At 62.5% G+C, this 12,821-nt stretch carries 11 protein-coding genes and 1 pseudogene; 9 read left to right on the top strand and 3 right to left on the bottom strand.

Annotated elements, in window-relative coordinates:
* The first annotated feature begins 57 nt into the window (after positions 1–57).
* The 3 genes from DBIPINDM_RS07655 to DBIPINDM_RS07645 all read left to right on the top strand — a co-directional run bounded on the left by DBIPINDM_RS07655 (position 58) and on the right by DBIPINDM_RS07645 (position 3,262).
* The gene (locus DBIPINDM_RS07655; protein WP_258585166.1) at positions 58–495 is read left to right on the top strand and encodes an SRPBCC family protein; all 438 of its coding nucleotides are present in this window, start codon (positions 58–60) and stop codon (positions 493–495) included.
* Positions 496–504: 9 nt separating this feature from the next.
* Positions 505–2,031 (top strand): zinc-binding dehydrogenase, encoded by a 1,527-nt coding sequence (locus tag DBIPINDM_RS07650; protein WP_258585165.1) that lies wholly within the window; start codon positions 505–507, stop codon positions 2,029–2,031.
* A 196-nt stretch (positions 2,032–2,227) separates the two neighbouring features.
* The gene (locus DBIPINDM_RS07645; protein WP_258585164.1) at positions 2,228–3,262 is read left to right on the top strand and encodes a LacI family DNA-binding transcriptional regulator; all 1,035 of its coding nucleotides are present in this window, start codon (positions 2,228–2,230) and stop codon (positions 3,260–3,262) included.
* Here the strand turns inward: DBIPINDM_RS07645 and DBIPINDM_RS07640 are convergent.
* The 3 genes from DBIPINDM_RS07640 to DBIPINDM_RS07630 all read right to left on the bottom strand — a co-directional run bounded on the left by DBIPINDM_RS07640 (position 3,250) and on the right by DBIPINDM_RS07630 (position 6,399).
* Entirely contained in the window at positions 3,250–4,200 is a 951-nt protein-coding gene (locus DBIPINDM_RS07640; RefSeq protein ID WP_258585163.1) for an alpha/beta hydrolase, read from the bottom strand. The two genes, DBIPINDM_RS07645 and DBIPINDM_RS07640, sit on opposite strands and share 13 nt — an antisense overlap.
* Positions 4,201–4,220: 20 nt before the next feature.
* A complete protein-coding gene (locus DBIPINDM_RS07635) occupies positions 4,221–5,369 on the bottom strand; it encodes a Gfo/Idh/MocA family protein (RefSeq protein ID WP_258585162.1) in 1,149 nt (382 codons plus the stop codon).
* Positions 5,370–5,637: 268 nt separating this feature from the next.
* Complete coding sequence (locus DBIPINDM_RS07630; RefSeq protein ID WP_258585161.1) at positions 5,638–6,399, bottom strand: DeoR/GlpR family DNA-binding transcription regulator; 762 nt, start codon at positions 6,397–6,399, stop codon at positions 5,638–5,640.
* 162 nt (positions 6,400–6,561) lie between these two features.
* Here DBIPINDM_RS07630 and DBIPINDM_RS07625 point away from each other — a divergent pair, with 162 nt between their 5' ends.
* The 6 genes and pseudogenes from DBIPINDM_RS07625 (at position 6,562) to DBIPINDM_RS07600 (ending at position 12,805) form a co-directional block, all read left to right on the top strand.
* Complete coding sequence (locus DBIPINDM_RS07625; protein ID WP_023756676.1) at positions 6,562–7,362, top strand: class I fructose-bisphosphate aldolase; 801 nt, start codon at positions 6,562–6,564, stop codon at positions 7,360–7,362.
* Between the two features lie 3 nt (positions 7,363–7,365).
* Positions 7,366–8,316 (top strand): PfkB family carbohydrate kinase, encoded by a 951-nt coding sequence (locus DBIPINDM_RS07620; RefSeq protein ID WP_258585160.1) that lies wholly within the window; start codon positions 7,366–7,368, stop codon positions 8,314–8,316.
* Positions 8,317–8,408: 92 nt separating this feature from the next.
* A pseudogene (locus DBIPINDM_RS07615) lies at positions 8,409–9,555 on the top strand (ABC transporter ATP-binding protein).
* 124 nt (positions 9,556–9,679) lie between these two features.
* A complete protein-coding gene (locus DBIPINDM_RS07610; RefSeq protein ID WP_027058377.1) occupies positions 9,680–10,927 on the top strand; it encodes an ABC transporter substrate-binding protein in 1,248 nt (415 codons plus the stop codon).
* A gap of 133 nt (positions 10,928–11,060) precedes the next feature.
* Positions 11,061–11,957, top strand: a complete 897-nt coding sequence (locus tag DBIPINDM_RS07605; protein ID WP_027041242.1) for a carbohydrate ABC transporter permease — start codon at positions 11,061–11,063, stop codon at positions 11,955–11,957.
* Positions 11,958–11,962: 5 nt separating this feature from the next.
* Entirely contained in the window at positions 11,963–12,805 is an 843-nt protein-coding gene (locus tag DBIPINDM_RS07600) for a carbohydrate ABC transporter permease (RefSeq protein ID WP_258585159.1), read from the top strand.
* Positions 12,806–12,821: the final 16 nt, after the last annotated feature.

Below are 12,821 nucleotides of genomic sequence, written 5' to 3'. Positions count from 1 at the left end.
GGCGCGGCGCGAGACAATGCATGCGCGGACTGCCATGCCCACGGCCGGCTCGCAAGCATGACCAAGGTCTATGTCTCTTCGGTCATTCCTGCGCCGGCGGCGGAGGTGTGGAAGCTCGTCCGCAACTTCAACGCACTGCCAAGCTGGGCGCCGTTTGTCGCCGAGAGCCGCATCGAGCAGAACGCCCAGGCCGACCAGATCGGCTGCATCAGAAGTTTCACGCTGAAGGACGGCGGGCGGATTCGTGAGAGATTGCTGGCGTTGTCGGACTACGACCTGTCCTGCAGCTATGCGATCCTCGAAAGCCCGATGGCGGTGGAGAATTATGTCGCCACCCTGTCGCTGACGCCGATCACCGACGGCAATCTGACGCTCGCCGAATGGCAGGCGGAGTTCGACTGCGCGCCGGATCGCGAGGCCGCCCTGATGCATCAGATCGGCCATGGCGTGTTCCAGACCGCCCTGACCGCGCTGAAACACCGGTTCGGGCGCTGACGCCGGCCGATGGTCAGGGTTTGCCAGAGCACGATCATCGATGCGCCGATCGACGAGGCCTGGGCGATCCTGCGCGATTTCAACGGCCACGACCGCTGGCATCCGGCGATCGCCTTCAGCGAGATCGAGGGCGGCGAGCCGGTCGACGCCGTCGGCGCGGTGCGCCACTTCCGGCTGAACGACGGTAGCGAGCTGCGCGAGCAATTGCTGGCGCTATCGGACAAGGACCGGCGGCTGAGCTACTGCCTGCTCGAAGCGCCGCTGCCGCTGATGGGCTATGTCGCCTCGCTGCGGCTGAAGCCGGTAACCGACGGCAACGCGACCTTCTGGGAATGGCGCTCCGAGTTCCAGCCGCCGGCGCATCGCCGCGACGAACTGGTCAGGCTGGTCAGCGAAGGCATCTATCAGGCCGGCTTCGCGGCGGTGCGCAATCTGCTGCGACGAAGAGACGTAGGCTCACCGGTCGCGACGAGACCGCCTCAGGCGATTGTCGCGCCGACCCCGGCGTTGGACATGCCGCGTGCCGCATCAATGATCGTCCCTGGCAAGACCGCGACGACCCGTGCGATCGTTGTCGAGCGCTATGGCGGACCGGAAGAGTTGCAACTCCGAGAGATCGGGCTGCCGCCGCCGGCACCGAACGAGGTACGGCTTCGTCACACGGTGATCGGCGTCAATTTCATCGACGTCTATTGCCGCACCGGCTACTTCGACCTCCTGCAGCCGCCTGGCGTGCCGGGCATGGAGGCGGCAGGCATCGTCGAGGCGGTTGGATCGGCGGTGTCGGGCTTTTCGGTCGGCGACCGCGTTGCCTATGCCTGTCCGCCGGTCGGCGCTTACAGCGAGCGGCGCAACATGGCGCCCGAACTGCTGGTTCACCTCTCGGACGACATCGCCGATGAGATCGCCGCCGCCAGCCTGCTCAAGGGCGTCAGCGTCAGTTTCCTGCTGCATGATGTCCATGCCGTCAAACCGGGCGATATCGTCCTCATCCATGCGGCGGCCGGCGGCATCGGCCAGTTGCTGGTGCAATGGGCGCGTCATCTCGGCGCGACGGTCATCGCCACCGTGTCGAGTGACGACAAGGCACGCATCGTCGAGCGTCTCGGCGCCCACCATGTCATTGTCTATTCGCGCGAAAATTTCGCCGATGCGGTCATGCGGCTGACGGGGGGCAGGGGCGCCGATGTCGCCTATGACGCGGTCGGCAACGACACATTCGGCGGCTCGCTGGCGGCCCTTGCCGTGCGCGGCCATCTCGTCAGTTTCGGCCAGGCTTCCGGGCCGGTCGGCAATTGGGATATCGGCCGCTTCGCCTCCAAATCGCTCACCATTTCGCGACCCAACTACGCGCACTACACCGACACGCCGGAAAAACTCGCGCCGCACGTCGCCAGGTTCTTCCAGGCGCTGCGCCAGGGCGTGGTCAGGGTCGAGGCGCCGACGCGTTACACCCTCGCCAACGCCGCCGACGCGCATCGCGACCTGGAATCCCGCCGCACGACGGGAGCGCTGGTCCTGCTGCCGAAGCCGTAACCGAGGCTCAAAGTCCGAGTTTCCATTTTTGGAGCGTCAATAAATAATTTGACGCGCGCAACTCTTTTGCGTTGTACTGGAAACGCTGAAATTTGACTGAACAAATTCGGTCAAGCAATGCTGCCTCACGGCAACGGTCGCAAGACTGATTCTGGCCGGAAGGCTGGCAGCGAGGGCAAAGGGGCCTGAAATATCGATGGCGGAGAAGACCCACCGCACGATGGATGATTTCGCCAGGGCGTCCGGCGTATCGCGGCCGACCCTGTCGAAGTATTTCGACGATCCGGCCAGCGTGAAGCCGGCGACGCGGGCGCGCATCGAGGCGGCACTGCGATCCTCGGACTACCAGCCGAACGTTTTCGCGCGCAATCTCAACCGCAAGCGCACCCGCAATGTCGGCATCGTCGTGCCGGCGCTCACCGATCCGTTCTATGCCGAAATGGTCAGCCGCATCGAACTGCGCTGCCGCGACGAGGGTTTCTGGCCGATCGTCATCTCCTCGCACGGTTCGCCGAAGCTGGAGGCGGAATCGGTCAGGACGCTGATGTCGCTGAAGGTCGCCGGCGCTATCGTCGCCCCGCTGGGGTTGGTCTCCGAACCCGGTGTCTTCGAGCGGATGAGCGAGGACATTCCGATCGTCTATTTCGACACCTACATCGAGGGCGATACGCCGTTCGTCGGCAACGACAACCATCAGAGCACGTCGACCATCGTCGATTACCTCTGCCGGTCCGGCGAGCCGCCGGTCTATGTCGACATTCCGCACGTCAATCACAATTCGGGCGAACGCCTGCAGAGCTATATCGAGACGATGCGGGCCGCCGACCAGGAACCCGTCGTCCTCGAGGCGGCGGGCGACTACAGCTGGGATTTTGAGCGCATCGGCCATGAATGGATGGAGCGGACGCTCGAGAAAGGCGGCCTGCCGGCACGCACGCTGCTATGCGCCAATGACCGTCTCGCCTTTGGCGTCATGGCGGCCGCTTTTTCACGCGGGCTGAAGATCGGCCGCCGGGCCGATTGCGATTTCCGTGTCGCCGCCCATGACGATCATCCGCTGAGCCGCTACACCTGTCCGGCGCTCACCACCATGGCGCAGGATTTTGCTGCCATGGCCGGCCGCAGCGTCGAGATCCTGCTGGCCTTGCTCGATGAGGCCGATCCGCCCGGCCAGGGTCTGGCACGCAACGTCAAGCTCGGCGCAACGCTGGTGATGCGTCAGTCGGCCTGAGCGCGTGTCTGCAGTTTGAGCCAGGCCGCCGCCTCGCTCACCGCCTGCCGCGCGGCCAATATGTGGCGGCCCATCGAGACGAAGCCGTGGATTTGGCCCGGCCAGTGCCGCAGGACCAACGGCACGCCTTCGGCGCGCAGGCGCTCGGCATAAGCCGTACCTTCGTCGGCAAGGATGTCATGGCCGGCGATCACGACAAATGCGGGTGCGGCGCCGGCAAGGCTTGATGCAAGCAGCGGCGAGACGCGCCAGTCCGTGATGTCGGCGGGCGTTCGCACATAATGGTCGCGGAACCAGGCCATGGTGGCGGCGGTCAGCCCAAAGCCGTCACCGAAGCGCCGATAGCTGTCCGCCGTCTGGCGGGCTTCGGTGTTGGGATAGATCAGGATCTGAGCGGCAAGCGGCGGTGCCAGCCGGTCGCGGGAAAGCAAGGCCAGGACGGCGGCAAGGTTGCCACCGGCGCTGTCGCCGGCAACGCTGATGCGGGCCGGGTCGATGCCCAGTTCCCTGGCATTCTCCACCATGAAGCGGAGCGCTGCTGCGCAGTCCTCGAGCCCGGCGGGGAATTTGTGTTCAGGCGCCAGTCGATAATCGGGGCAGACGACGACGGCATCACCCAGATTGGCCAGCCAGCGGCAGATCTCGTCATGCGAGTGGAGATTGCCGACGACCCAGCCGCCGCCATGCAGATAGAGCACGGCGCGCGCCCCGGTCCGCGGCGCGCCGATGCCGCGATGGATGCGGATCGTGACCGGGCCGTTCGGCCCGTCGATCTCTTGTTGCGAGGTCACTGCCACTGGCTCGTGCTCGCCCTGCTGTGTCGGAAACGAAGCGTTATAGGCGGCCCGCGCCGCCGCCACGCTGCCGTTCTCGAACGGCTCACCGCCGGCCGCGCGGCCGATTTCGAGGACGCGCAGCGCATCCGGATCGAGCGTCATCACCATCTCCGTCACGACGCCTAGGCGAGCAAGCTGCTTGCCTCGTCCTCGGTCAGCAGTGCCGGCTGGACGACGTCACCGGCAATGGCAACCGAGCTCTTGGTTTCGCCGGAACGCAGGATCGCTTCCATGATCTCCAGCACATGCAGCGCCAGAGTGCCGGACGCGCGGGGCGTCGAGCCTGTCTTCAGCGAGCGCACCAGATCGGCGACGCCGAGCATGCGGTAATTGGCACGGTCGGGCGCGGCATAAGGCCAGTTGCGGGCGCCGTAGAGCTCGCCTTCGCTGGCAAAATCCTTCCAGTCCGTGCCGCGTTCGGACAGCGAGACGGTGCCGCCGAACGTGTCGGGATCGGGCAGGCGCAGCGAGCCTTCCGTGCCATGCAGTTCGATCGGATGGTTGGAATGCTTGAAGACGTCCCAGGAAGCGCCGAAGGTGACGGTGGCGCCGGAGCGGAATTCGAGCAGCGACAGCACGTTGGTCGGCGTGCCGACCTTGAACATGGTGTTCTTGAACGGTCCCTCGGCGGTGATCAGCCGCTCCTCCTGGCCACGCGTCGCCATCGCCATGACGCGCGCGACGGGACCAAGCAGATTGACCAGCATGGTCAGGTAGTAGGGGCCCATGTCGAACACCGGGCCGCCGCCCGGCTGGTAGTAGAATTGCGGGTTCGGGTGCCAGTGCTCCATGCCGCGCCCCATCATGAAGGCGGTGCCGGTGGCCGGGCGGCCAATGGCGCCCTCATCCATCAGCCGCCGCGCCCGCCGGCCGGCGGCACCGAGGAACGTATCGGGGGCCGAGCCGAGCAGCAGGCCGCGCTTTGCCGCCTCGGCTACCAGGCGACGCCCGTCGCTGGCCGAAGTCGCCAGCGGCTTTTCGGTGAAGACGTGTTTTCCGGCCGAAAGGGCGGAGAACGAAATGTCGAAATGCGCCGCCGGAATGGTCAGGTTGAGAACAAGATCGATCTCGGGGTCGGCCAGCAGCGCATCGACGCCGAGCGCCCGGATGCCATATTCCTTCGCCCGCAACGCCGCCATGTCGGCGGAGATATCGGCGCAGGCGCGCAGCTCTATGCCACCAAAGAGGGCTGCATTGCGCAGGTAGGTCATCGAGATGTTGCCGCATCCGATGACGCCGATTCCGAGCTTCGTCTTTGATTTTCCCTGCATTTCTGGCCGTACCTCCCAACTTGCTCATGCTCTGCCGGATCCGCCGCGCCGGCAACGGATCATTCTGGGAAAGCGCTATACAACATTTTAAATCTTGACGCGCGTAAAATTTTTATAGACCATGCGAAAATGCTGGCGCGACATTCGGGAGGCTGCCGGCATTGGGAGGAGAAGATGACAGACCTGAAAAACGGCCGGGCGCCGATGCAAATCCCGTGGGTCATGCGCGCATTGGATATTTCCGTCGCGGCCAGGGACCGCGACGGGGTCAGGCATAGATCACCTTGGCCCCGATCCTATCAAGCTGGCTGCGTATCGGGTCGGACAGGCCATCGTCTGTGATCACGACATCGACGCTCGACAGCGAAAATGCCTTGGAGGTTCCGCTGACGCCCCATTTGCTCGAATCCGCAAGGAGGACAACGCGCCGGGCCATGCGCACGAGGTTTCGTTTCGTTCGCGCCATATCTTCGTTCACGTCGACCACATCCAGTGACGAGTCAATCGCATGCGCTCCAACAAAGACCTGATGCGCCACCAAGCCGCCGAGAGCCGTGTCGGCATCGGTGATCAGCGTGCTCACCGTGTCAGGATAGACCCGGCCACCGATCATGTGAACGTCGAGCCCGGGCCGATGCATCAGATGCTGCACGATATTCATCGCCGTGGCCGCGACCACGACATTGCTGAGCGGCGGTAACAGCATGGCAACCTGCATCAATGTCGAGCCGCCGTCGAAGATGACCGATTGGTTGTCCTCGAACAGTTCTACTGCTGCCCGGGCGATGCGTTTCTTTGCATCGAGGTTCGTTTGCATCCGCCGGGCGAACGCGGCCGTGGTCGAATCTGTGGTCCGGGTCACCGCCCCTCCACGGGTCTTGGTCAGCAGTCCCTTGCGGTCCAGTATCTCGAGGTCGGAGCGCACCGTGACTTCCGACACGCCAAAATCGTCTGACAGGTCCTTGATGCGAACCTGTCCGCTGCGTTGCACTTCACCCAGGATCGATTGGCGTCTCTGCTCTGACAACATTGCCCTGTCCTTGCCTCCATGCGCCAAGCGATCGCCCTGGCCTCGGTTCACTCCACCAAAAATAGGCGAATTCGAAAGCTTTCGAAAGATTGCATTTATTCTTTCTTTCGCAAACACTGGGTCCAGGATTTTGAAGTCAATCGATTGGAGAGTTTTGGACTCATGAGCCTCGGAACCAAGGTGCGCCTGGCGCGCCTCTTCTCACATCCATCGGGGAATCTTTTTGGCGGCGCGGTCGACCACTTTGTCGGCTATGGCGACGTGCGCAAAGGAGGTCTTGCCGACCTGCCGGGCGCGCTTGCACGCGTCATGGTGGGCAAACCCGACTACGTCAGCATCCAGCCTGGCACCGCGCGCCATCTGTGGCCGCAATACGCGGGCAAGGCTTCCCTGGTGATTCAGGCCGGCTGCTTCACCCCGGACGATCGCATCAGTGAACTGATTGCAACGCCCGAGGATGCGGTGCGCGCGGGCGCAGATGCGTTGGCCGTGGCCATTCCGGTGCGCGGCGCGACCGAGGGCAAATACATTCGCTGGCTGACAGACTCGGTCAACGCGGCGGCCCGCTACGGCATGCCGGTGGTGGCGCATATCTACCCTCGCGATTTCACCGACGGAGCAAAAATCGTCTTCACCCCCGACGAGATCGCCTATGCGGCACGCATCGGCTACGAGTCCGGCGTCGACGTGATCAAGATCGGTTACACGGGCGATTTCGAGTCGTTTCGAGAGACCGTTCGGACCTGCCCGGTGCCGGTTGTGATCGCCGGTGGTCCGAAGACCGACACGCTGCTCGGCGCCCTTCAGCAGACGGCGGACGCCATCCGTGCCGGCGCGCGCGGTGCCGTGGTGGGCCGCAATCTCTGGGGGCATGGCGATCCGGAAAAGGCAGCGATTGCCTTTCGGGGCGTCATCCATGACGGCCTGTCGGCGCAAGACGCCCTGGCGAAGGCGGGTGCCTGAACGATGCCCACCGTCCCTTCAATCCTCGGCTTCGGCGCTATTGCGATCGACGACATCGTCTATGTCGATCAGCCGTTGTCGGCGGGCAAGGGGAAGGTTCTGCAAAGTGCCCGGGCGTTCGGGGGAAATGTCGCGACGGCCCTTGCCGCCGTCGCGCGGCTCGGCGGAAGCGCCGGGTTCGTCGGATGGCTGGGCAATGCCGCGGACGACGCCGTGCTGTGCGATCTCATTGAGAGCGGTGTTGAAACCGCGTTCGCGCCGCGCCACGCAGACGCGCGCCCGGTACGCTCACGCATCACGGTCGGCTCGGACGGAGAGCGGTTCATCGCATATGACGACGACGCGATGCTGGGCACCACGCCGGATTTCTCAGACGAGGTCCTCAGCCGCGCGACCGTCCTGATCGTCGACAGTTACGCGATCCGGTCGATGGATGTCGTGGCTCGGGCTCGCGATCTCGGCCTTGCGATCCTCGGCGATATCGAATGGAGCAGCGGCCCAGCCACGGAGCGGCTGATCGCTCTCTGCGACCATCTCATTCTTCCGCTCGGCTTTGCGCGGACTGCCACGGGGTGCCGATCGCCCGCCGAGATGCTCGATGCATTGTGGTCGCCGTCGCGATCCGCCGTGGTTCTGACCGATGGCGGCAGGGGCGTGTACTATCGCGGGCGTGAAGACACACGGCTCTGGCACCTGCCGCCGCACCGGGTTGCCGTCGTCGACTCGACCGGCGCCGGTGACTGCTTTCACGGCGCCTACGCCCATGCATTGACGCGCGGCGCCGACACCGCAGGCCGGGTGGCATTCGCTGCCGCGGCGGCCGCCCTTTCGATAACGGGGCGTGGCGGGCGCGAGGCGCTTCCGACCGACGACCAGGTCACGGAACTCCTGGCATCGACGAACGCGCCGTCGGCATTCGAACTGAAATATGCGCAACTCGATACCGGAACATAGCCTGAAACTATCCGAGGAAACATTTTCACAGGTGAAAATATAAGCCAAGGAGAATAACAAAATCAGCGGCTTAGACTTGTGGAGGGAGGAAGATGGCAGAAGTCATTCTTGAGAATATCTGCAAAACCTACGGGAACAATTTTCGCGCAATCGACCAATTGAACCTGTCGGTCGAGGACGGCGAGTTCTTGATTCTCGTCGGGCCGTCCGGCTGCGGCAAATCCACCGCGTTGCGAATGATCGCGGGATTGGAGGACATCACCAGCGGCAGCCTTCGGATCGGCGGTACCGACGTCGTCGACATGCCGCCCAAGGACCGCGACATTGCGATGGTCTTCCAGAGCTACGCGCTCTACCCGCATATGACTGTGTTCGAAAACATCGCCTTTTCGATGCGGCTGGCAGGCAAGCCGAAGGCCGAACGCAAGAAGCGCGTGGACGAGATCGCCAAGACCCTTCAGCTGACGTCTTTGCTGGACAGCAAACCCGCCAACCTTTCCGGCGGACAGCGTCAAAGGGTTGCCATGGGCCGCGCCATGGTGCGCGAGCCGGCCGCCTTTCTCATGGACGAACCCCTTTCCAATCTGGACGCGAAACTGCGCGTGCAAATGCGTGCCGAAATCACCAGCCTGCAGAAGCAACTCGGCGTGACGACCATTTACGTGACGCACGACCAGACCGAAGCGATGACGATGGGGTGATAGGGTCGCCGTGCTGAAGGGCGGCGTGCTGCAGCAGGTCGACACACCGAAGAGGCTCTACGAATCGCCGGTGAACGCCTTCGTTGCCGGCTTTATCGGTTCTCCTTCGATGAACCTTTTCGAGGCGACCATGACGGGCGGCGAACTGATGTCCGGCGCCTTTGCCATTCGGCTGCAGGATGCAGCCTTCGTGCGCAGGCCGGGTTTGAAGTCGTATGCGGGGCGCAAGGTCGTGTTCGGGATACGACCGGAGGATCTCTATGACAGCAGCCTCGAATCCGGCCGCAAGTATCAGACGATACCGGCAAAGGTGACCTCGATCGAAGAACTCGGGTCGGAACATATCGTCCATCTGAACATCGACGCGGTCCGGGTGGACTCCGGCGACCCCGACGCGGTGCAGGATTTCGGCCTGACGTCGAATGCGGTGGCGAGATTCGAACCGGACAGCACAGTCCGCTCCGGTTCGGAAATCCGGTTGGCCCTGGATGATACCAAGCTCCATTTCTTCGATCCCGAGACGCATCTGGCGATCTGAAGAATTGTGGCAGAGCCCGCAGGCGAGAGCGAGGCGCCTGCGAAAGTACGCGTAAGAAGACTTCTGAATGAAGCAGACGATCGGCTGCATTGTGCGGTCGATCCTAGAGAAGGAGGAGAAAAAAATGACGTTTCGGATAAAGCCCGCGATGCTGAAAATAGCCGCGGCAGCATGGTTGCTTGGCGCAACCGCGGCAATGGCGGACACCACGCTGGAATTCACCCAATGGTGGGAGCCTGAGCTGCCCGCAGGCTCCTTGCGGAAAATCATGGACGATTTCGAGGCCGCGAATCCCGGCATCAAGGTGACGCTGGTCAGCGGCCCCTACGCGACCACGCGAGACCAGATCTCGGTTGGTGCTGCAACCGGAACGCTCAGCGACGTCGTCGGTCTCGACGGCGCCTGGGTGAACAATCTGAACGCGCAGGGTGCGCTGGCCGACATGAACCCGATGATGGATGCGAGCAAGTTCGACAAAGCCCAAGTCGCGGACATCATCAAGGTGGACGGCAAGGCGGTGATGTTTCCCGTCGCTTCCTTCGTCTATCCTGTCTTCGTGAATTTGGACCTCGCCGCCCAGGCAGGCGTGACCAAGCTGCCGTCGACCCGTGCGGAATTTCTCGAAGCCGCCAAGAAGATGACGCACGCCGACAAGAACCAGTATGGCTGGGTGCTGCCCCTGTCGCTGCAAACGCCATCCGGCGTCCAGAACGACATGATGTCGTGGGTTTGGGCATCGGGTCAGTCGATGATGGCGGACGGCAAGCCCGCTCTCGAGGGCAAGCCCGTGGTGGACATGCTCACCTTCGTCAAATCGCTCAATGACGCGGGCACCATCTCGCCCGGCATCGCCACCAAGACCGAACAGGAAAAGGTCGAGGAATTCGTCAACGACCGCGTCGGGATGATGATCGACTCGCTCGCGCATGTGAACCTCATCCGCAAGCGCAATCCCAAGCTGAACTTCGACCTCATCCCGGTCCCGGTCGTGGAGGGCTATACGGGCAAGCGCGGCCTTCCCTATGCCTCCTGGGGCATCGGTATCTCTGCTGCCTCGAAACATCAGGAAGAGGCCTGGAAACTCGTCCAATACCTGATGAGTGAAAAGGTGAACGCCAAGCTCGTGTCGCTTGCAAACGCCTTCCCGGGCAACGTTAACGCCAAGCCCGATTTCGTGACCTCGGACAAGGCTTTCGCCAAGGCTTTCGAGATCTTCAAGACCGGTTATCTCGCCAACGAGTTCACGGGCCTGCCGGTGGCTGAAGACCTGATGACCCAGTTCGACGTGCAAGCCCAGAAGATGCTCGCCGGCGAGCAGTCTCCGGAACAAGCCGCAGCCGCCGCTCAGAAGGGCTGGATGGCGAAATTCTGATCGGCCTGTTCCCGTTTCTTCGACCGGGTGGCCTGACTTCGGGCAGGCCACCCGGCACCAACGGATCGGCAATTTGAGATGGACCTGTTTTAGAAGCTTACCTTCTCTTGAAGGCGTATCCCAAGGTTGGCACATGACCCGGCAAAAGCGCTCCCACCACAAGCTGAAACGAGCGGTCGCACCCTACCTCTATCTGTCGCCCTCGCTGCTCATAATCGGGCTTCTGATGCTGCTGCCGATGGTGACGGTGATTGCCTACTCGTTCCAGAACAGCGCGGTGCTGCGTCGCGACCCGTCCTTTGCCGGACTGAAACACTACCAGGCGATCTTCGACGACCCCGTGTTCTGGGCTTCGCTGTGGCACACGCTCTACTTCACATGCATGAGTGTCATTTTCCACATGACCATCGGCATGGCCTTCGCGCTCATGCTGAACAGCGACCGCATCAATCCGACGCTGCGCAATATTCTGCGCGTGCTCTACATACTGCCCTGGCTGTTCACCGCAGTGATCATCGCGGTGATCTGGCGCCTCCTGCTTGAGCCGAACGGTGTCGTGAACAGCATTCTCATGCAATTGGGCATCATCGGTTCCAAGGTCGAGTGGTTTTCCTCGCCTGAGACCGCGCTGCACGCCGTCACCTTCGCCAATATCTGGGCGGGCTATCCGCTCTTCATGGTCAGCCTGCTCGCAGGCTTGCAGGGCATTCCCAAGGATTTCTACGAGGCCGCCGATATCGACGGGGCGAAGGCCTACCAGAAGCTGATCTTCATCACCATCCCGCAGCTGATGCCGATCATCATCAGCATCTCGCTGCTCGACTTCATCTGGACCATGCAGGTCTTCCCGTTAATCTGGATAACGACGGGCGGTGGCCCGATCTACTCGACCGAGGTCCTCAGCACCTACACGTACAAGCTGGCGTTTTCGAGCTACAACCTGTCGCAGGCTTCGGCGAGCGCTGTGGTCATCTTGTTGATCTCTCTCGGCCTGACGCTGTTCTATATTCGCTATCAAAAGGCTCGGTAGTCACCATGAGGAAAAGGCATACGCCGAAAGACAGGCTGATCACCGTCGCGCTCCATGTAGCGCTTGCAGCGGGGCTCTTTTTCGCGGCATTCCCGATCTACTGGATGCTGAGCAGTTCGTTCAAATCGAATACCGAAATCTTTGCCCTGCCACCAACCATCCTGCCAAAGGCCTTCACGCTGGAAGCGTATGCAGCCATCCTTGGCGATCCGGTAAAGCTGCGCTTCTTCTTCAACAGCTATTTCGTGGCGGGAACGGTGACCGTGCTGACAGTGCTGATCGCCTTGCTGGCGGCCTACGGGTTCAGCCGCTTCAACTTCCGCGGCAAGGGCAGCCTGAACACACTCATCATCAGCACGCAGACGATTCCGCCGATCACACTTTTGATCCCCTTCTTCGGGCTTGTCGTCTCATACGGTATCTTCGATACCTACGTCGCACTGATCCTGACTTACCTGGTGTTTACGCTGCCGTACGCGATCCTGCTGATGACGGGATATCTGAACACCTTGCCCCGCGATCTCGATGAAGCCGTGGCTGTCGATGGCGGCACCAGTTGGACAGCGCTTTGGCGGGTGGTCGTCCCAATTTCACTGCCCGGTATCGTGGCGACGTCGGTCTACACATTCCTGTTGTGCTGGAACGAATTTCTCTTTGCGCTGACGCTGACGAAGTCAACGTCCATGCGCACCGTCCCGATCGGCATCCAGCTGTTGATGGGGCAGCACGCCTTCGAATGGAACCAGATGATGGCGATGAGCGTGCTCGGCTCGCTACCGCTCTTGCTCATCTACCTCGTTGCCCAGAGGTACTTCCTCGCCGGCATGACCGCGGGCTCGGTCAAATAGGATGTCCCTCCCACGG

Source organism: Mesorhizobium sp. AR02 (assembly GCF_024746835.1).
Lineage (GTDB): Bacteria > Pseudomonadota > Alphaproteobacteria > Rhizobiales > Rhizobiaceae > Mesorhizobium.
Note: the sequence above shows the minus strand (reverse complement) of the source record. Positions and strands in the feature narration are given on the sequence as shown.